20 protein-coding genes are annotated in these 18,793 nt (G+C 67.9%); 10 read left to right on the plus strand and 10 right to left on the minus strand.

The window, feature by feature from the left end:
* The first annotated feature begins 8 nt into the window (after positions 1–8).
* The 3 genes from ACZ5WE_RS35380 to ACZ5WE_RS35390 all read left to right on the plus strand — a co-directional run bounded on the left by ACZ5WE_RS35380 (position 9) and on the right by ACZ5WE_RS35390 (position 3,218).
* Positions 9–359, plus strand: coding sequence for a hypothetical protein (locus ACZ5WE_RS35380; protein WP_467695318.1), 351 nt, complete (start codon positions 9–11; stop codon positions 357–359).
* Positions 360–603: 244 nt separating this feature from the next.
* Positions 604–1,311, plus strand: a complete 708-nt coding sequence (locus tag ACZ5WE_RS35385) for a helix-turn-helix domain-containing protein (protein WP_467695320.1) — start codon at positions 604–606, stop codon at positions 1,309–1,311.
* A gap of 92 nt (positions 1,312–1,403) precedes the next feature.
* A complete protein-coding gene (locus tag ACZ5WE_RS35390; protein ID WP_467695322.1) occupies positions 1,404–3,218 on the plus strand; it encodes a serine/threonine-protein kinase in 1,815 nt (604 codons plus the stop codon).
* An 88-nt stretch (positions 3,219–3,306) separates the two neighbouring features.
* Here ACZ5WE_RS35390 and ACZ5WE_RS35395 read toward each other — a convergent pair whose 3' ends face one another.
* The 9 genes from ACZ5WE_RS35395 to ACZ5WE_RS35435 all read right to left on the minus strand — a co-directional run bounded on the left by ACZ5WE_RS35395 (position 3,307) and on the right by ACZ5WE_RS35435 (position 10,075).
* Positions 3,307–3,753 carry a TadE/TadG family type IV pilus assembly protein gene (locus ACZ5WE_RS35395; RefSeq protein ID WP_467695324.1) on the minus strand — a complete coding sequence of 149 codons (447 nt, stop codon included), beginning with the start codon at positions 3,751–3,753 and terminating at the stop codon, positions 3,307–3,309.
* A gap of 65 nt (positions 3,754–3,818) precedes the next feature.
* Entirely contained in the window at positions 3,819–4,283 is a 465-nt protein-coding gene (locus ACZ5WE_RS35400; protein ID WP_467695326.1) for a TadE family protein, read from the minus strand.
* Complete coding sequence (locus tag ACZ5WE_RS35405) at positions 4,283–4,666, minus strand: TadE family protein (protein WP_399394049.1); 384 nt, start codon at positions 4,664–4,666, stop codon at positions 4,283–4,285. The genes ACZ5WE_RS35400 and ACZ5WE_RS35405 overlap by 1 nt, the downstream gene beginning before the upstream one ends.
* A gap of 103 nt (positions 4,667–4,769) precedes the next feature.
* Positions 4,770–5,021, minus strand: a complete 252-nt coding sequence (locus ACZ5WE_RS35410) for a hypothetical protein (RefSeq protein WP_467695328.1) — start codon at positions 5,019–5,021, stop codon at positions 4,770–4,772.
* 79 nt (positions 5,022–5,100) lie between these two features.
* The gene (locus ACZ5WE_RS35415) at positions 5,101–6,036 is read right to left on the minus strand and encodes a type II secretion system F family protein (protein WP_467695330.1); all 936 of its coding nucleotides are present in this window, start codon (positions 6,034–6,036) and stop codon (positions 5,101–5,103) included.
* Complete coding sequence (locus ACZ5WE_RS35420) at positions 6,033–7,121, minus strand: type II secretion system F family protein (protein WP_467695332.1); 1,089 nt, start codon at positions 7,119–7,121, stop codon at positions 6,033–6,035. Before ACZ5WE_RS35420 ends, ACZ5WE_RS35415 begins: the two co-directional genes overlap by 4 nt.
* A gap of 7 nt (positions 7,122–7,128) precedes the next feature.
* Positions 7,129–8,439 (minus strand): CpaF family protein, encoded by a 1,311-nt coding sequence (locus ACZ5WE_RS35425; RefSeq protein ID WP_467695334.1) that lies wholly within the window; start codon positions 8,437–8,439, stop codon positions 7,129–7,131.
* Positions 8,436–9,317, minus strand: a complete 882-nt coding sequence (locus tag ACZ5WE_RS35430) for a hypothetical protein (protein WP_467695336.1) — start codon at positions 9,315–9,317, stop codon at positions 8,436–8,438. Before ACZ5WE_RS35430 ends, ACZ5WE_RS35425 begins: the two co-directional genes overlap by 4 nt.
* Positions 9,318–9,334: 17 nt before the next feature.
* Entirely contained in the window at positions 9,335–10,075 is a 741-nt protein-coding gene (locus ACZ5WE_RS35435) for an RcpC/CpaB family pilus assembly protein (RefSeq protein WP_467695338.1), read from the minus strand.
* A 674-nt stretch (positions 10,076–10,749) separates the two neighbouring features.
* Between ACZ5WE_RS35435 and ACZ5WE_RS35440 the strand changes: the two genes are divergently transcribed.
* Positions 10,750–11,649 carry a S1 family peptidase gene (locus ACZ5WE_RS35440; protein WP_467695340.1) on the plus strand — a complete coding sequence of 300 codons (900 nt, stop codon included), beginning with the start codon at positions 10,750–10,752 and terminating at the stop codon, positions 11,647–11,649.
* A gap of 119 nt (positions 11,650–11,768) precedes the next feature.
* Here the strand turns inward: ACZ5WE_RS35440 and ACZ5WE_RS35445 are convergent, their stop codons facing one another.
* Entirely contained in the window at positions 11,769–12,410 is a 642-nt protein-coding gene (locus ACZ5WE_RS35445) for a hypothetical protein (protein ID WP_467695342.1), read from the minus strand.
* A 543-nt stretch (positions 12,411–12,953) separates the two neighbouring features.
* Here ACZ5WE_RS35445 and ACZ5WE_RS35450 point away from each other — a divergent pair.
* The 6 genes from ACZ5WE_RS35450 to ACZ5WE_RS35475 all read left to right on the plus strand — a co-directional run bounded on the left by ACZ5WE_RS35450 (position 12,954) and on the right by ACZ5WE_RS35475 (position 18,718).
* Entirely contained in the window at positions 12,954–13,616 is a 663-nt protein-coding gene (locus ACZ5WE_RS35450; RefSeq protein WP_467695344.1) for a hypothetical protein, read from the plus strand.
* Positions 13,604–14,644 (plus strand): hypothetical protein, encoded by a 1,041-nt coding sequence (locus ACZ5WE_RS35455; RefSeq protein WP_467695346.1) that lies wholly within the window; start codon positions 13,604–13,606, stop codon positions 14,642–14,644. The genes ACZ5WE_RS35450 and ACZ5WE_RS35455 overlap by 13 nt, the downstream gene beginning before the upstream one ends.
* 343 nt (positions 14,645–14,987) lie before the next feature.
* On the plus strand, positions 14,988–15,668 hold the full coding sequence (locus tag ACZ5WE_RS35460; RefSeq protein WP_467695348.1) for a hypothetical protein: 681 nt from the start codon (positions 14,988–14,990) through the stop codon (positions 15,666–15,668).
* On the plus strand, positions 15,665–16,690 hold the full coding sequence (locus ACZ5WE_RS35465) for a hypothetical protein (protein ID WP_467695350.1): 1,026 nt from the start codon (positions 15,665–15,667) through the stop codon (positions 16,688–16,690). Before ACZ5WE_RS35460 ends, ACZ5WE_RS35465 begins: the two co-directional genes overlap by 4 nt.
* A 410-nt stretch (positions 16,691–17,100) precedes the next feature.
* Entirely contained in the window at positions 17,101–17,430 is a 330-nt protein-coding gene (locus ACZ5WE_RS35470) for a hypothetical protein (protein WP_467695352.1), read from the plus strand.
* A 1-nt stretch (position 17,431) separates the two neighbouring features.
* Positions 17,432–18,718 (plus strand): enoyl-CoA hydratase/isomerase family protein, encoded by a 1,287-nt coding sequence (locus ACZ5WE_RS35475; RefSeq protein ID WP_467695354.1) that lies wholly within the window; start codon positions 17,432–17,434, stop codon positions 18,716–18,718.
* The last annotated feature ends 75 nt before the right edge of the window (positions 18,719–18,793 follow it).

Consider the following 18,793-nt stretch of genomic DNA (forward strand, 5'->3'; position numbering starts at 1 on the left):
ACGACGGCATGGGTGGTAAAGGCAAGAGCGACCTCGCGCTCCCGCTCAGTGATCTGGAGGACTACGGAAGCCGGTTGAGGTCCGTCAAGGACCGCATGAACCGTACGAAGAAGACCTTCGAGTCCTACAAGGACGACATCGGCGACGGCGGCGTGTACGACGCGCTCGAGGACTTCGAGTCCAACTGGGAGGACGGCCGCGAGGACATCAACCAGCAGCTGACCGCGCTGGCTGATATGTCCGACGCGGTCGTACGCGAGTTCAAGAAGCTGGACGACAAGCTCGCGAAGGATGTCTCCGAGGGCGTGAAGGACAAGGGTGGCAAGGGCAAGGGGAAGGGCAAGGGGGAAGGCGACTAACGGGGCCGAACAGGCAACGCAGCTGGCGAGTATGCCAGTTCACGGTGCAAGCTCGGCCTCGACAACTCCAGACATGAAACGGCCCCCGCCGGGACTGGCATCCCAATGCGAGGGCCTGACCACCAAGGAAGAGAAGACCTTCCCGAGGACTGAGCAGCAGCTTAACGCGCACCCATGCGCACCGTCCCCCGTTCCCTCCTCCGGCATCGGGCACGACAACCGCCGCCACGCGGAGCGCTTCACCGTGGTCGGCAACCACCTCACCCAGCATCGCGAGCTGTCCCTCACGGCGATCGGCCTGGCCGCCCACATCCAGTCGCTGCCCGCAGGCGCCAAGGTCAGCATCAAACACCTGGCAGAGCGCTTCCCCGAAGGGGAGGTCCGCATCGCCGCCGCCCTGCGCGAGCTGGAGGCCCACGGCTACCTCACCCGCACTCGCGAGCGCCTGCCGTCGGGCCGGGTGATCACGCGAACGGTGTCGTACAACAACCCGCCCGCGATGACGGCCAGTCCGCCACCACCGAGGCCCGCACCGGCACCCCCTAATGCTCCGCCGCCTCTCCCTCTCCCTCTCCCTCTCCCCGAAGCACACGACACCGCCGCGACGACCCTCCTCGCCGACCTGCGCCACCACGACCCCCGCCTCCTGCTCGCCGAACGCGAGGTACGCCGCCTCGCACCGGCAGCCGCCGCATGGCTGGAGCGCGGCATCGATCCGGAGGCGGTGCGCCGCACCCTCACAGCAGGGCTCCCCACCAACCCGATCCACCACCCGGCTGCCCTGCTGGCCCACCGCCTCACGGAGTTCCTCCCGCCCCAACTCCCGCCACCCCAGCCATCGCCCCGTCCGGCCCCCCTCCAGAACTGCGACCACTGCGACCGCGCCTTCCGCGCCCCGGTGCCGGGCCACTGCCGCGACTGCACCGCGCGCTCCACCACTGCGGCGGCATAGACCGCCGAGAGACACCCCCGTGCCCGCAGGGGACCACCACCCCCACAAACCCCTTCCGTACCATGGCCCCAACGATTCGGGGAGGACCCACCATGGACGAGCTGGCGCCGGACGACGCCCGCGAGATAGCCGGATACCGACTGCGCGCCCGCCTGGGCGAGGGCGGTATGGGCGTCGTCTATCTGTCGCACACCCGCGGCGGCCAGCCCGTCGCCCTGAAGGTCGTGCGGCGGGAGTACGCGCAGGATCCCGAGTTCCGGCAGCGGTTCACCCAGGAAGTCACCGCCGCCCGTCGCGTGCAAGGGGCCTACACCGCGCCCGTCCTGGACAGCTTCACCGAAGGTCCCGAGCCCTGGCTCGCCGTGAGTTACGTCCCCGGGCCCTCCCTCTCCTCCGCCGTCTACCAGCACGGCGTCCTCCCCGTACCGACCGTTCTGCAGCTCATGGCCGGCATCGCGGAGGCTCTGCAGACGATCCACGCCGCCGGGGTCATCCACCGTGACCTCAAGCCCTCCAATGTCCTGCTGGCCGCCGACGGGCCCCGCGTCATCGACTTCGGCATCGCCCGCGCCGCCGACACCACCGCGCTGACCGGCACCGACGTACGGCTCGGCACGCCTGCCTACATGGCCCCCGAGCAGGCCATGGGCGGCGAGGTCACCCCGGCCCTGGACGTCTTCGCCCTCGGCCTCGTGGCGTACTTCGCCGCGACCCGGCAGCATCCGTTCGGCGACGGCTCCTCGCATGCGCTGCTCTATCGCATCGTCTCCAACGAGCCCGAACTCTCCGCCTGCCCCGAGCAGTTGCGCCCTCTGCTCGCCGCTTGCCTCGCCAAGGAGCCCCGCTCCCGGCCCACTCCGGCCCAGCTCGTCGAGGCGTGCGCCACGCTCGCGGGTACGTCGGGGCTCGCCCGGCAGGAGGGGTGGTGGCTGCCGCCGGCCGTCGTGCAGCAGATCGCGTGGCAGGAGCAGACGATGCGGCTCCATGTCTCCGGCGCCGCGGGGCCCTCCGGGGCTGCGGGGCCCCCGGTTCCGACGCAGCCCGCCCACTCCCCCGGCGCCGCGTACGCCGCCGCCGTCCCCACCCAGCCCGCGCAGACCCCGGGCTACGCCTTCGCCGCCGCCGCGCCGACCGCACCCGCCTACGCGCCGCCCTCCGCCCCGACGACGGGCGGCAAGCGCCGTCGTACGCCGCTGATCGCCGCGCTCGCCGTCGTGGGCGTCCTGGCAGTGGGGGGCGGAGGCTTCGCCGCGTACCAGCTCTTGGGCAGTGGTACGGAGAACAACTCGGCCGGTGACAAAACCAGTTCCGGTTCCGGCGCGGACGCCAAGCCCGGTGGCAGCGGATCCGGGACGGGCGCCGACGCATCACCGGACGCAGCTGCCGACGCCCCGAAGAGCGAGGCTGGGTGGCAGATCAGCGCTCAGAACAAGCCTCTGACCCTGCGGGCACCCAAGTACGACCCCACCTCCGAGGACGTGGGCCACGACGCCGGATGCCGGCCCGTCGACGTCACCGAGCTCAACATCAATGACCTGAAGCTCAGCCTCAACCAGAAGATAGCGTCCAACTCCGGTCCTCTGATCACGTACGAAGACTGCGCGGACCCCCTCAGTAGCAACGGCATCCGCCTGGCCGACGAGAGCGGCGCGTTCAGCAGCACGACCGAGGAAAGGCCCACCCCCAGCGCGTGCCGCGACACCGCGCGCAAGGCCAACCTGCCGAACCCCATCCCACTGAGCAAGGTCAGGAACGACTCGCTCCTCAAGGTGAACACCGGCATCTGCGTCGAATCCAGCGATGGACCCGTCACACACCTGTGGATCACCAAGGTCAACAAGGAGCCGACGAACGACAATCTCCGTACGTACGTCGTGACAGCGACCCAGTGGAAGCCAGAGGTGTAGGCGGAGCCTGAGGCACAGGCGGAGCCGGAGGTAGAGGTAGAGGCGGAGCCGGAGGTAGAGGCCGGAGAGGGCGCGGTTGCGGCGCCGCTCAGCCGACCGCGTTCTCCGCGACCGCGCGTCCGTGCACCGTCACGTCGCCGCCGTAGAACATCCCGGTGAACACAGGGCTGTAGGTCATCTGGACTTCGACCTCGACCTGATTCGCGTTCGCCGTCACACAGTGCGTCGCCGCGACGTCCGCGCCTCGCATGCCCGCCGAGCGGGCGTACGCCTGTACTCGCGCGCCGCAGTTCTCGTAGTTGATGGGCGCACCCTTGGCGCCCTCGTAGATGCCCTCGGTGTCGAGATCCTGCGCGGCGTAGCGCGCGGCCTGCTCCGCGATGTCCGCTGCCCGCTCCCGCTTGGAGATGGACATGCCGCCGTCGATGACGAAGGCGGAGAGAGTGAGGAAGACGATCGCGAAGATGATGACGGCGCCCGCGCCCGAACCACGGTCGTCGAGGCGTTCGCGGCGGGAGGCGGCCCACTCACGCATACGGGGGCTGAAACGAGGGCCGAGTCGAGAAGTGCCGATGTGAGAACTGATACGAGGAGCCACGCTCACGCCGACCTCCGGTAGGGGTCCAGCGACGAGCTGAAGCTGGCCTTCAGTGTCGTCTCCATGTCGAGGCCGAGCATGCCCAGCCCCCGTACCTCGCAGCTGACTTCCACCGTGAAGAACGTGCCGGGTTCGAAGCCGTTGCTCGTCTGGTTGACGGTGACCGGGCCGACGCATGAGCCCTCGAGGTCGGCCACAGCCGCCGCACGTGCCTCCGCCATCGCCGTGCCGCTGTCCTTCTGGATCGAGCCGGCGCGCGCGGCGTCACGCGCCGCGCCGTCGACGGCCCCCCGGGCGTCGACAAGCTGTCCGAAGGCAACCAGGAGCAGGATGAAGAGGATCATCACGGGGGCGAGGATGACCACCTCGATGGTCGAAAGACCGCGGTCATCCTTCCTGAGCTCGCGTCCGCCGTGCCCGATGCGCTGCACGCGCCGTCGCAGGACACGTGCCCCTACGTTGGTCATCAGCCGCCCTCGCCCTCCTCCACGAACCGCTCAACCGGCCCGGACGACTGCGCGCGCACCGTCATGTCGAGTCCGGGAAAGACGGAAGGCACCTTCGCGGTGATCTCCACACCGACCGTGTTCGCCTTCGGCTCGACCGTTTTCACGTCCGGGCCGAGCACCAACTGCGGTCCCAGCTGCTGGATGTAGTCGTCGACCACATCACGCGCGTCGCCTCGCCACCCGCCGGGGTTCTCGTCGGCCGTCGCTCGGGCTTTGCGCGCCCCCGCCTGGGCCGCGGCCTGGGCGACGTGATCCGCGAAGAAGTACAGCGCGAACTGCACCGTCGCGAAGATCATGAAGAAAAGCACCGGAGTGAGCAGCACGAACTCGATCGCGGTCATGCCGGATTCACCGCGGGTGGAGGCGGCCTCCACCCTGCGGCGTATCCATCGCTTCACGCACCCGCGCACTCGTATCCGCCTTCGCTCCCCGGTCAACAGCTGATCAGCAGGTGCCGTCGGCGTCCGCGCCCTCGATGCAGTTCTTGACGTCTTCCGCGCCGCCCTTCAGCGCGCCGTTGATCACTGCGGCGACCACGCCGACGATCGCCACGACGACCGCCGAGATGATGACCCACTCGACCGCGGACGCACCGCGGTCGAGCTCGCCGGAGCGGGCACGCTGCACGCGGCCCTGCAGGAAGGTGATCACGAGGTCCAGACCGGGATTGCCGGTGCTGAAATTCCGTCCGTTCATGGTGAGTTGTCCTCTCAGGAGTGGGGGGAGGTTGTCGGGCCGCCCCCGTCGGCCGGCCCGTCCGTCGCCTTGAAGCTCGCTAGACCTGGAACACGCGCATGGCCGCCGGGAAGATGAGGAAGACCAGGAAGCCCGCACACAGAAGCAGCTGAGCGACGAGCATCGACTGTGACTTCTCGCCCGCGCTGCCCTCGATCTCGGCCATCTCGCGGTGCCGCATCGTCTCCGCGCGGGAGGCGAGCGACTCGCGCACCTTGGCTCCGTCGTCGGCCACCAGACCCAGAGAAGCCGACAGGTCCTTGAGCTCCTCGACACCCAGCTGCTCGCCGAGTGAGCCGAGCGCCTGCCACTGACTGATGCCGGTGATACGCGCATCGGCCAGAGCACTTCGGATACGTTGCGTCGCCCAACCGTCGGAGACCTCCGCCGCCGCCATCAGGGCCTCGGGGAGACCCCGGCCGCCCGCCAGGCTCATCGACACCAGATCCAGGTAGGCACCGATGACGCGGCGCAGGTCGCGGCGCTTCTCCTGGGCATCCCGTCGGACTTCGAGGTCGGGAAGGAAGAAGAAGATGACGCCGAACATCAACGCGAGCCACACAGGGATGATGGGGCTGCGACCGACCCCCAACGTCCAGATGATGACGAACATGAACGGCCCGAAGAAGACCCCCGCGGCCGCCAGCAACGTCTTCGTCGCCAGGAACTTCTCCCAGCTGCGGTCAAGGACGGCCAGGTCGGCACGGAGCGAGCGCTGCTCCCAGCCCTGCTGGAGGTAGAAGTCGGCGACTCGCGTGCCCACCCGGGAGCGCGTCGAATCCAGTCGCCCGGAAGCCTTCTTGCCGTCCCCGGCCGGGGACCGATGCGACTCGTAAGCCGCCCCCCGAGCCCGCATAGCGTCAATCCGCGCGACAGTGGCGACCGCACTCCGCTTGGAGGGCATCAGCGCACGTACGAGGGCGTAGATACCCAGGCCCAGGATGGCGCCGATCACTATCGGCATCGTCAGGCTCATCGACGTACCCCCTCGGGATTCGAATAGCCGGGCTGACCGGGCTGACCGGGCTGCCCCGGGCCCACGCCAGGCTGCGGCTGGCCGTACGGGCCCGACGGGCCCGTCAGCGGCGCCTGCTCACCCGAAGCACCCGAAGCACCCGAAGCACCCGTGCCAGGGGCCGCCCCCGGCCCCCGCGGCCGCACGAACTGCACGCCGGGCTCGTCGCGGACCAGGAAGCGGTCCGGGGTTTCCACCGTCGACAGCTTGCGCAGCCACCAGAAGCCGAGCGCGAACAGGCCGCAGACGCAGGCGAGCACGAGCTGGCCGACCGCCGTGCCGTACGGCGCGACGAAGTCGCGGTTGAAGATCGAGAGGCCGAGGACGAACGCGATCGACACCGCGACCACGATCTGCACCGAGCGTCGCGTCGAGGCGCGCTGCGCCATCACGCGCTGGCGCATGTCGACCTCTTCGCGCGCCGACTTGGCGAGCGCGCCGAGAACTTGACGCAGACCCGGTCCGCGCAGCTTCGCGTTCAGGATCAGCGCCGCCACGATGATGTCCGCCGAGGCGTCGTCGATCTCGTCGGCCAGGATCTGAAGGGCCTCGGGAAGCGGCGTACGCGCACGCAGTCGGTCCACCAGGGCGTCCAGGTGGGGACGGAGGACGGGCGCCGCCGCCCGTGCCGATGCCGGGATCGCCTGTTCCAGGCCCACCGCCCCCGCGATGGTGTCGCGCAGGGACTCCGTCCAGGCGGCGAGTGCCTCGACGCGCTTCATCTGGGCACGCTCCTCGGACGCGCCGCCGAACAGCTTGTCCCAGAAGAAGACGAGGATGCCGGACGCGATGCCCGCCACCGCCCAGCGCGTGAGGAGCAGGACCACAAGGCCCACGCCGATGGCGAGCGAGCCGCGCTGGCCCGCGAACCGGATGAGTTCACTCATCCGCTCGCTGGCCTTCTGCTTCTCGTGCTCCGGCTTCACCGGCAGACCGCGCAGCGCCATGGCGAGGACCGCGAGGCCACCGCCGACGGCGATGCCGCAGCCCAGTGCGTACAGGACGGGCAGCGAGAAAAGGCCGCCCATCGAGCCGAGTGAGTTCATGTCGTGCTCACCCCCATTGCCCGGCGGGGCGGTAGCCGAACGCGGCCAGGTCGTCCATGCAGGCGATCGGCGCGTGCGCGACGATCTGCCCGTTCGCGGCCTCCGCGAAGACCTCGCTGGACAGGACGCGGCCGTCGACGCCGTTGACCTCGCGGACCGAGGTCACCATGCGCTGGAGCTTGCCGCCGGACTGGTAGTTGTTGCGCCGCTGGATGAAGACGACGAAGTTGACGGCTCCGGCCACGAGCATCTGGCTTGCCTCGATGGGCAACCGCTCGGTGGCCTGGAGTGCGTACGTCGAGATGCGGTTGAAGACCTCACTCGAGCTGTTGGCGTGGATCGTGGAGAGCGAGCCGTCGTTGCCCTGCGACATCGCGTTCAGCATCGTCACGATCTCGTCGCCGAGCACCTCACCGACGATGACGCGTGAGGGGTTCATACGGAGCGAACGGCGCACGAGCTCCGCCATCGAAATGGTGCCCTGCCCCTCGGAGTTGGGCAGGCGCTCCTCGAACGCGACGACGTTCGGGTGCAGGTCGGCGAACTGGTCGAGGCCGAGCTCCAGGGCGCGCTCGACGGTCACCAGACGCTCGTGCGGCGGGATCTCGTTGGCGAGCGCCCTCAGCAGAGTGGTCTTGCCGGCGTTGGTCGCGCCCGCGATCATGATGTTCTTGCGGGCCCGCACCGCGCACGCCATGAAGTGGGCGACCTCGGGGGTCACCGTGCCGTTGCCCACCAGGTCCGACATGAAGACCTTGCCCATGCGGGCACGTCGGATGGAGAGCGCCGGGCGCCGCGTGACGTCCATGACGGCCGACAGACGCGAGCCGTCAGGGAGCCGGAGGTCGAGCTGCGGGTTGGCGGAGTCGAAGGGGCGCGAGGAGAGACCGGAGTACGCGCCGAGGATCTGGATGAGCTCGATGAGCTCCTCGTCGGTCTCGGCGACCGGATCGGCCTTGGCCTCACGGCCGTTGGCGTATCCGACGAAGACCTGGTCGCACCCGTTGATGTCGATGTTCTCGACCTCGGGGTCGTCGAGCAGCGGCTGGAGCCTTCCTACGCCGAAGAGCGCCGCGTGCACGGCGGCCGCGTACTTCTCCTCGGTGTCGGCATCCAGCGGGGTCCGCCCGGCGTTGATCTCTATCCGGGCGTACTCCTCCAGGATCTGGGCGATGACGGCGCGGGCGTACTGCCGCTCGTCCTCGCCCGACATGGGGGTGACGCCGGAGACCTGGTCCAGGCGGCGCTGCTCGGCGATGCGGTCACCGGCGTCCTGCCGGAACCGCTTGACGAGCTGGTGATCGACGGGAACGCTCATCGGCCGGTCCCGTGGGTGCCCTGCATGCCTACGGTGCCGTGGGCGCCCATGGCTCCGTGGGCGCCGGTGTTCGGGTTGGCCCAGGCGGCGCCGTACTGCTGGTAGAGGTCCACGGTCACCTTGCGGGCCGAGCGGATCAGCATGGACTTGTCGAGACGCCCGCGCTTCCGCCCCGCCAACTGCTCGGCGCCCGCCGGGTCTTCGGCGAGGGTGCCGACGACGCGGGCGCCGGTCTGCGCGGCCATCAGCATGTCGTTGACCTGGTGGACGAGCTTCGCGGACGTCGACGGGTCGGCGATCAGGAGTACGCCGATGAGCGGGGTCGCAAGAGATGCGGCCCCACGCGATCCGCCGTGCAGCTTGGCGGCGAGGGCGGCGGCGCGGTCGCGCACGCGCGCGATGGCCTCGGGCTCGGTCCGCGAGACGAGCAGCACGAGGGCCGCCTGCGGGAACAGCTCGACGGCAGGGGTGTCCCCACTGATGCGGCCGCAGTCGGCGATGACGTCGGCGGGCGCGTGCGGGGAGTCGGCGAGCTGCGAGAAGGCACGGCCGAGGGTCGGCCAGAGGCCCGCGAGCCCGGCGGCCTGCTCGGCGACACCGAGCCCGACGAGCACCTCGAGTCCACCGCTCAACGGCTGGGTGTGGTCCCAGAGTTGATCGGGCACGAGGCCGCGACGCGCGGTGGCCGCGATGCTGAGCATCCCGGTGTTGGGGTTGAGCGGCCCGCCGTGCGCGGCGGCACTGCGGTAGATCAGGTCGCCGCCGGCGGGGTCCGTCTCCGCGACGAGGACGCGCCGCGGCCACACGGCCGCCAGCGCGACGGCCGCGGTGGTGACTCCGGGAGACCCCTTGTCAGCAGCGAGAGCAATGAGCGCCATGTCTCTTCTACTCGCCTCTAGTTGCCGTTGGGAGACACTTGGACGAGAGAGACCGCACCGGCGGACGCGGCCCTGGTGACGGCCGCGGCGTCGGCGCTGTCCACCAGGAGCGTGATGCCGAGGGCACCGGTGCTCACGGTGGCGTCGCTCTTGCTCGCGACGGAGCTGACACGGGCGGCCGAGACGATCGGCGAGTCACTCGCGCTCGATCCGGCGGAGCCGCCGGTCCCCTTGTCGCCGGAGCTTCCTCCGGAAGCGTTGTCGCCGACCTGGTAGACGTCCACGCTGTCGCCGGACTTCAGGCCGTCCGCGGGGTACTGACCCTCCTTGAGGGAGACGCCGACGGCGGACTTGCCCGCGGGCAGCCCGCTCTTGCTGGAGAACATCTCGCCGACGGCCACGGCGCCCTTGGGGATGGTGTTGGTGGCCTTGAGCTTCGACAGATTGTCGACCTGGGACCACTTGACGTAGTTGACCCCGGAGTCGGCGGCGACCATCACGGAAGTGACGTTCTCGTCGCGGACGACGGACTCCCCGGCGGGGATCTCCGCCGTCACCTTCACGACCTCGATCCGGTCCCCCGCGCGCAGCACGAGGACGGTGGCCCCGAGGGCACCGACAAGGATGAGCAGAACGGCCAGGGCGGCGAGTGCCGGTTTGCGCTCGCGAGGCGGCGCGGGAAGGCGCTCACCGACCGCTGGCTGAACCGGCGCGGCGGAACGGCTGTTGCCCGCCCCCGTACGCTCTTGGATCTTCACGCAACTGCTCCCCGCACGCCCAAGAAGATTCGGTCATTTTCAGACACTCGCGACTCTCTTCGCCCGCCTCGGGCGGGCTATTCAGCCCCAGGCACAGTGTCAAGTCATCGCACCGTATCAGCAGCACATAAGCCCCTCAAGGCGCGTCAGACCTGCCGCGGCCCGTGCCCCTCATCGTTATCCACGCGCAATCCGCACTCCATGGTTCCCACGCATTCCGGGATCACGGACGGAGAGACGGATGTGCGTACGCGAATAATTCCCCTTTGCGCAACGGGCTCCGCTGGGCGCGGTGATGAGGAACACGGGCTGCCCGCCCGGCCGATGAGCAGTTGATCCGTCAGCCGCACGGATGACGCCGGGAGGGGTGGGAGTGGTTCCCACGGATTCGGGTTGGTCGGACTTCAGCCAAGTGCTGCCCCACAGCTGCCGACCGCTGGCCGCCAACCGCTGGCCGCCGACCGCCAGGCGCCAGGCGCACCCGATGAACCGCGACGCGCGCTCCCCCGTCTCACAGGCCGGCACGCCAACACCGCACCACTGCACCACCGCCCACTGCACCACCGCACCACCGCACCACCGCACCACCGCACCACCGCACCACCGGCGATTGGTTCGGCGTACCGCATCAGAAATTCCTGCTCTGCTAGACACGGAAGAGAATTTCAACCCCCATGAGACTTTCCTCTCCCACGCACGCACGACGCTTCTCACTGAGGGCGCCCCGCAAGACCATGGCGGCAACCGGCGTAGCCACGGCGGCGCTTGCCCTGCTGGCCACCAGCACTCCCGCCGCGCACGCGATCATCGGCGGCACCGAAGTCTCCAACGACGCCTATCCGTTCATGGCGGCCGTGATGGACAAGGGCTCCGGCAGCCCGCTGGACCGCCAGTTCTGCGGTGGCAGCCTGGTCACGGCCGACACGATCATGACGGCGGCCCACTGTCTGGTGAACGACGCGGGCAAGCCCCTGAAGCCGGAGAAGCTCCAGGTGGCGGTAGGCCGCACGGTCCTCTCGTCCTCGGGCCAGGGCCAGATACGCAACGTGGCGAAGGGCGGTGTGGTGGTACACCCCCGCTACCTCAAGGGCCAAGAAGCGTACGACGTAGCGTTCATCCAACTCAGCAAGCGGGTGAAGGGGAACAGCCCGATCGCCCTCCCCACCCAGGGCACGGACGCCCTGATCCGCCCGGGCCAGAAGGCCACGGTCGCGGGCTGGGGAAACACGGACACGGACCTCCCCGACACCCCGGACCGCCTGCGCAAGGTGAACGTCCCGATCCTCTCGCACGCGGAATGCAGGACGAGCTACGACGAATACGACTCAAAGGTCAACTTCTGCGCGGGAGTCGAGACCAAGGACTCATGCCAGGGCGACAGCGGCGGCCCCATCTTCCGCAACGTCCCCGGCCGCAGGGCCCCGATCCAGATCGGCGTGGTCTCGTACGGGGACGGTTGCGGGGCGCAGGGCGCTCCGGGTATCTACACGTCGGTGAGCTCGTCGAAGCTGTGGAAGACGCTGGATGAGTCGGCGGGCGGGAAGAAGGTCAAGCGGGGGATGAACCGCCGCTGACCCTTCTGCGAGCTGGGCCTGGCGGTGGCGCGACCGCCAGGCCCGATTCCCGAGCACCCGCACGTTTGACGAATGTGACTTCAATCAGGCGACCCCCCGCCGCTTCCTGCATGGGGTGGCTATTCCGCGAAGCGGAACGTTGACGTCACGGCGTCGAAGATGTCGAAGAAGGAGTCCGCGAGGTCCAGGACCTGGCTGCTGCCCGCCACCAGTGCGACCTTGCCCTCCTGGCCCGGGACCGGGATGAACGTCTGCATCAGCACGACGCGCATCGTGCGGTCGTCGCCCGGGACCGAGACGTCCTCGATGCCGTACGTCCGGGCCGCCATCCCCACTCCCGGGATGTCGACCGTCTTCACCTTGCGGTACGTGTCGCCCTCGCGCTTGGCCTCCCGTACGCCGAGCTGGGCCACGATCGCCGCGGGGTCGGTCGGCAGCACGTCGCCGTTCGATGTGCGGGCGCCGACCAGGGAGACCGTGACCGAGCCGGTGATCGGCACGTCGCCGCCGAAGCTCTCCGCCATGCAGCCGCAGTACAGGGCACCGGACTGCCACGCCTCCTTGGACGCCTTGCGCAGGAAGCCCTCGAAGGTGTTCCGGTGCGGCTCCAGCTCGGGGCGCTCGCGTATGCGGTCGTTGATCATCTGCCGGATGCTGGCGTCGCGCGACTCCGGGCGGACGTCGAACTCCCACCAGGTCTCCGGCACCTTGATGCTGAATCCGCCGCGGGCGATGGTCTGCGCTTCGGTGTAGCGGGCCATGCGGTTGTCCCCGTCCCCTTTGTTGACTCTTATCGGCTGGCTTGTCGGCTCTGGCTTGTCAGCGTACGAGGCGGCATTCCGGTGCCGTGCTCGGGCGTGCTCCCGGCGCGGCCTCGCGCGGAGAGAGGCCGCGCCGCCGGGCCCTCCGGGAGCGGGTCGGCGACGGCTGATACGCGTGCGAGGTGTGCGATGTGTGCGGCCGCGCGTCCCGGCCTGCGCATGCTGACGTCCTGGACTGCTCGCTCCTACGCCGGGCCAGCAGTACACGGGCACACCGCTGCAGAAATCTCCCACCGGAAGGCCGCTTTAGCGGTACGCCACTGAGACTTCTCTGCGATTGATCCAGACGACGGGCGGCTCCGGGCTCCGGGCTCCGGGCTCCGGGCTCCGGGCTCCGGCAAGTGTCAGGAGCCACATCCCTACTGCCCGCATTGCGCCCGTATCGCGCCTCCACAGAGGGAAGTTCGCTCTGGCGAAACCACGCGTCCCGCCTATAGCGTCATTGCGCTTGACTGCACCCGTGCCCCAATCTGGGAGTCGATCTTGAAGCGCCGCACTTTGCCCGTTGCCGCCGCATTCGCCGCGACCGCAGCTCTCCTGCTGACGGCCTGCGGGAGTGGGGACGACGACAAGCCCAAGGACAACGACAAGATCAATGGCGCAGATCAGGGTGGAGAGAAGAAGGAGTCGGCCTCGCCGAGTGTGAGTGCAGAGGGTGGGGCGAAGCGGCCCGATATGACGCTTCCCAAGGATGTCACCGAAACCTTCGCCAACTGGAAGACGGGCGATGCGACGAAGGACGCCGTCCTCGCAGACGCCGGCCACGCGCAGACTGCCGTCACCTTTTCCATCACCCAAGGAAATGCGGACGAACCGGCCTTGGGTTTCTATCAGGACGGCGACGCTCTCGTCGGCAGCGCCCAGTGGGTCAAGTCGGTCATCGACTCCGGATCGACTTTCCACGGCAAGGTGCGCTACTTCGCGCCCAGGGTTTCACTGATCGGCAAGGATGCCGCCTCCGTCGTGTACTGCTCCGACGAGAGCAAGGCGTTCAACAAGAACCGCAAGACGAACAAGGTCACAAAGACTCCCGTCACCGATAACTCCTACGTGACCTACAGCACCCGCCTGGACAAGAACGCGCAAGGCGTCTGGCAGACCACGAAGCTTCAGTCAAAGAGGGGGGACAAGACGTGCACGCCATAACCGCGCGCAAAAGGTTGCTCGTCATCGGAGTGCTGACTGGGCTGTGTGCGCTCACCCCGGGCACCGCCATGGCCGAATGGGGCCCAGGCGGGTCCAATGGCGAGAAGGAGCAGGAGAACAAGCGCGAGGACCAGACCCTCTCCTCCCGCATCACCTTCAAAGGCGTCACCAAGGGTTCCGGGGGCGAAGCCGGAAGCATGCAGCCCGTAGGGGACTGGACCCCGCCCGCCTGCTGGTACGAGCCGTACTCCGCAGGTGAGTTCGCCAAGGACACCGAGCGCGGTTACGACCAGGTCACCAACGATCCCCAGCAACCGAACTACGCCCGCCGTTCCGTGAGTGACTTCCGGGACATCTACAAAGACGGCAAGTACAAGAACTACAACAAGGGCAAAGCCGACGAGGGTAGTTGGTGGGTCGCGAAGCGGGATCCTGATCGGTGGATGGAGGATGCCGCGCAGGCCTGCGACCGGCAGCCCTTCTGGGTGGAGAACGGGGAGCCCGTCGACGATCCGAACGCCGTGAACCCCGAGATCCTCGCCGAACTCGCTTACAACAAAGTCCGGTTGCCCGACACGAAGGTTACGCTCGCACCCCAGGACGAGACGAAGGTCAACCTGCCGACCTGGGCCTGGCTCGACAAGTCCAAGTTCAAGAAGGTCTCCGTGACGGCCGCGCTGAACGCCCAAGGCGTCAACATCGAGGCCACCACCACCGCCGAGCCCATCTCCCTCAAGCTTGAGCCCGGCACCAAGGACGCGGAGACCTATCCCGCATCCGGCGAGTGCACGTTCAACGACGACGGGTCCATTGGCGAGCCGTACGCGAAGGGCAAGAGCGACCGGAACCCGCCCTGCGGTCTCAAATACCTGCGCTCCTCCGGTGACAGTACCTACCCGCTGAAGGCGACCGTCACGTGGAAGGTGACGTGGACCGGCACCGGCGTGCCCGGCGGAACCCTGCCGAGCGGCACCTTCGACAATGAGCAGAACGTCACGGTCGAGGAGATCCAGTCCATCAACCGCTGAGAGTGTTTGACCTTTGAGAGCGTCACAGGCCCGCAAGACATCCTCGTAGGACCCTCTCCTCCAGAGGATTCTTACGTTGCACGCACTCGCACCGCACTGCCTGGCGTCGGAGGCAATGGCCCCCACGCCCCGGTGGGCAGAGCCCCGTCATCTGCGGAGCTATACATTCCGCTATTTGTGACGCCCGGAACATTCGTGCCCGCTGCGACCGAACTGGGTGGTTTGTGCGGTCATTTACATCACGAGACATTCACTACTCGGCGATGTGAACCCTGGCGAAGGCGTTGACCGCTTCAGTACCTTCAGATGGCTTGAAGAACTGTCGCCCCACCGGGAGTCCCACGTGAACCGCAGTCGCACTTTGCCCGTTGCCGCCGCCTCGATGGCCGCTGCCGCTGCCCTGCTGCTGAGTGGATGCGGGGGTGGGGGCGACAAGGACTCGGGTAAGGACAAGATCGCGGGGGCGGATGAGGGGGGCGCGAAGAAGAGTGCGTCGCCGAGTGCCCGCAAGAGTGAAGTTCCCGGGGTCGACCGGCCGAAGATGCGGCTCCCCTCGGACGTCAGCATCGTTTTCGACGAGGCTGACCTCAGCGACCCCGACCAGGCAGCAGCCGCGAGCGACGCCCATAACTTCGCGCTTGCCATCCGGTACGGAATCGTCGAGCAGGACATGAACAATTCCGCGTACAAGTTCTACTCGGAATTCAAGAGCCCCGCTCAGACATACGCCAAGGACCAGATCAAGCAGCGCGTCGACAGGAGCCTGACCATCAGCGGAGAGATGCGCTTCTCCCGTACCAAGGTCATGCCTGCCGAGAACAAGAAGACAAGCGTCGTCACCTTCTGCAGCGACAGCAGCAAGCTGTACAGCAAGGAAGTGAAGACCAAGAAGGTCCATCACACGAAGCCGAGCATCAATGACTACTACTCCTGGCAGGTCCTCATGACCCCGTCCAAGAACGCAAAGGGGCTGTGGCGGGCCCAGAAGGTTCAGGTGCAGGAAAAGGCTGAGGAGTGCAGGTGACCATCCCCCGCATATCCCTGGTCCTGTTGGCCGCGAGCACGGCATTGATACTCGCTTCTGGGGCCCCGGCAATGGCCGGTGAGGATCCCGTGGTCAGCGACAGCAACACATCGGCCACGAAGAAGGACGACTCGATCGGCGCCATGGCGCGCATCAGCTACACCTCGACCGGGAACGGCGGGCCGGGATCTGGACCCGTGACCTCCGTCGACCCCAACTGGGCGCCACCGCCGTGCTGGTACGCCCCAGAATGGAAAGCCAGCGAGTTTGCGAAGTTCCGCGACCGGCTGTACTTCACCGCTCGGCACGACCCCGGAGCACCCCGGGACGCCTTGAAGGACATGTCCGACGAGAATCAGGCCTACGCCAAGGACAACTACAACATCGACAAGGAAAAGGAGGGCATGTGGTGGGACGCGCAGTTCAGCCCGAACGCCACACTTGCGGAACAGCAGAAGTGCAACAAGCCGGCATTCTGGGTCGAGAACGGCGAAGACCCCGGAGTTCCTGAGGCGATCGATGCCGAAACCCTCGCAGGTCTCGCGTACGAGCAGATCGAGGTCCCCGGCACGAAGGTCTCCCTCGCCCCCGACGGCCCCTCCAAGGTCAACCTCCCCACCTGGGCCTGGCTGGACAAGGGTGAGTTCCAGCCCGTGTCCGTGACCGCCTCGCTCGATGCTCCCGGCCTGCACATCGAGGCGACGACGACTGCCAAGCCGGTCGCGCTCAGCATCAATCCGGGCACCGAGGACGCCGTGCGCATGCCGGCCTCCGGCAAGTGCGAGATGAACGAGGACGGTTCCATCGGTGAGCCGTACGCGAAGGGCAAGGCGAAGCAGCAGCCCCCGTGCGGCGTGACGTACAAGCGCTCGTCGGGCAACGGCACCTTCAACCTCCAGGCCACCGCCACCTGGGAGATCACCTGGACCGGCACGAACAGTCCCGGCGGCACGCTCCCCAACGGCGAGTACGGGAACGATCAGCCGGTCACCGTCGAGGAGATCCAGTCCATCAACCGCTGAGCTGACACGGCTGGTTGGTGTTGCGTGACCCCGGCGGGCCAGGCGGGTCAGGCGGGTCAGGCGGGCCTGGAGGAACGCAAGCAGGAACTCCCTCCAGTTCGATAAGGGCAATAAACCACCCGCGCCCTGCAAATCATGAAGTAAACGGACGCAAAGCAAGAGGTAAAGGGCGAGGAAAGAATGCTGGTGACGGACGGTTCGGCTTCTGGCGTGGTAGATCTCGCCTCCACCGCCCCTTCACATTCGACTCCCTATCGCCCCAGCATGCCCCCTTGGTTCGCCCTAGCAAGTCCTCGACCCGGCCAATAGCGTCAAACCTCCTGACGATAGCCTCGTCGCACGGGACTCGAGTGTGGACTGCCGCCGGGCTCCGGTACATCGACCGCCCAGAGGGACCCGGGGGACACCACGTGAGCGATCTACGGCTCGACGACACGATCTTCGAAGACCTGCGCAAGACCTTCTCCACGGTCAGCGACCGCATGGATGCCGCCCGCCGCACCCTCCGTGGGACCGACGGCTCAGTCGTCGGCGCGGGCAAACTCGTCGAGGACGTACACGAGTTCGCCGACGAGTGGGGCTACGGCGTCAAGCAGCTCGGCAAGCACACACACGGTGCCGTCAAGATGATCAACAAGATCGGCGAGAAGTTCAGCGAGTTGGACCAGGATCTGGCCGAGTCGCTCAAGTCGGCCAAGGCGGACTCGAAGAAGGCGGGCTCCAAGAAGGGCGGTGAGTGACGTGGGACGTCGACCCGCCTTCCCGCACATCGGCTGGGACCCCACCCCCGGGGACGTGACCGACACCCGCGAGCTCGCGAAGAAGCTGGGTGGGCTCGCCACCGAACTCGGCAACGCCGTACGGGACTTGGAGCGGATCGAGTGCGGGGCCTGGAAGGGCAAGACCGCGCTCGCCTTCACCGAGTACATAGGACAGGACGTCACCCCGCTCGTCCGCAAGAGCCACGAGTCGTTCGACAAGGCTTCCCGGGCGCTGCACAAGTGGGCCGGCGAGCTCCAGGACTTCCAGGACGAGGCGGACCGCCTCGAGAAGTCGGCCGGGGAGAAGCTCGACGCCCGGCAGGAGGCCGAGACAAAGGCCGAGGGCAAGGGGAGCAAGGAGCTCGGCAAGGCTTCCGGCGATGTCGACGAGGTCACCGGCAAGGTGCACGACCTCGAGGACCGATACGCGCGTGCCGCCGGGCGGATCAGCAAGGAGCTCGACAAGGCGGGCGACATCGCCCCGGACGAGCCGGGCTTCTGGGACAAGCTCACCAAGGGGGTCGCCGACGCGTGGGACGCCACGGGTCAGTGGATCAAGGACCACGCCGACATGATCAAACTGATCGGCGATCTGCTGAGCGACCTGACCGCGGTGCTGGGCCTGCTGGCCATCATCACGTTGCCGTTCCCGCCGCTCGCTGCGATCTTCGGCACGGCCGCACTCATCGCGAGCGGGCTCGCGCTGGCGGCGCACGGGGTCGCCAAGGCGGCCGGTGCGGACGTGAGTTGGATGCAGATCGGGATGGATGCGGTGGGGTTGATGCCGGGGATCGGCGCCTTCAGCAAGGGCATCAAGGTGGCCGGCAAGACCACGAAGCTGGCCAGGGCCGCCGGCGTCGCCAAGGCCGGCAATCTCGGCAAGGGGTTCCAGGCGACCAACATCGGCAAAGCACGCATGCTGATCTCCACCGGCGAGCAGGCGGGGTTCGTGAAGGGCGGCATCAAACTACTGCCCGGAAAGGTGGTGCTCGGCGGCATGGCGGACAACGTCTACGAGGTCTCCCATGCCACCAGCGGCCTGGCATCGCGCATGGGCGGCATCGCCAACCAGGGCTACCACGCGGGTCAGTGGCTCGGCTCCAAGGGCGCCAACCTCATCCCGGGGGTCAACATCAACCCTCTGGGTGCCGGTATCGCCATGGACGCGGGGCTCAAGATCTTCCCCAAGGTCGAGAGCATCCACCAGCACGTGGGAGAAGCCCTCTTCCCCGGTGACCAGTTCGAGAAATCGGCGTCGGGGGCATGAGCGCGGGCAGCCGTGTGTAGGCGCGGGCAGCCATGCGTGAGCGCGGGCAGCCGTGCGTGGGCACGGGCAGCCGTG

This window comes from Streptomyces sp. NPDC033180 (assembly GCF_055577645.1).

Coding starts and splice junctions, on each gene's coding strand:
- ACZ5WE_RS35380 (WP_467695318.1), top strand. CDS start 9: ATGGGTGGTAAAGGCAAGAGCGACCTCGCGCTCCCGCTCAGTGATCTG.
- ACZ5WE_RS35390 (WP_467695322.1), top strand. CDS start 1,404: ATGGACGAGCTGGCGCCGGACGACGCCCGCGAGATAGCCGGATACCGA.
- ACZ5WE_RS35395 (WP_467695324.1), bottom strand. CDS start 3,753: ATGCGTGAGTGGGCCGCCTCCCGCCGCGAACGCCTCGACGACCGTGGT.
- ACZ5WE_RS35400 (WP_467695326.1), bottom strand. CDS start 4,283: ATGACCAACGTAGGGGCACGTGTCCTGCGACGGCGCGTGCAGCGCATC.
- ACZ5WE_RS35405 (WP_399394049.1), bottom strand. CDS start 4,666: ATGACCGCGATCGAGTTCGTGCTGCTCACTCCGGTGCTTTTCTTCATG.
- ACZ5WE_RS35410 (WP_467695328.1), bottom strand. CDS start 5,021: ATGAACGGACGGAATTTCAGCACCGGCAATCCCGGTCTGGACCTCGTG.
- ACZ5WE_RS35415 (WP_467695330.1), bottom strand. CDS start 6,036: ATGAGCCTGACGATGCCGATAGTGATCGGCGCCATCCTGGGCCTGGGT.
- ACZ5WE_RS35420 (WP_467695332.1), bottom strand. CDS start 7,121: ATGAACTCACTCGGCTCGATGGGCGGCCTTTTCTCGCTGCCCGTCCTG.
- ACZ5WE_RS35425 (WP_467695334.1), bottom strand. CDS start 8,439: ATGAGCGTTCCCGTCGATCACCAGCTCGTCAAGCGGTTCCGGCAGGAC.
- ACZ5WE_RS35430 (WP_467695336.1), bottom strand. CDS start 9,317: ATGGCGCTCATTGCTCTCGCTGCTGACAAGGGGTCTCCCGGAGTCACC.
- ACZ5WE_RS35440 (WP_467695340.1), top strand. CDS start 10,750: ATGAGACTTTCCTCTCCCACGCACGCACGACGCTTCTCACTGAGGGCG.
- ACZ5WE_RS35445 (WP_467695342.1), bottom strand. CDS start 12,410: ATGGCCCGCTACACCGAAGCGCAGACCATCGCCCGCGGCGGATTCAGC.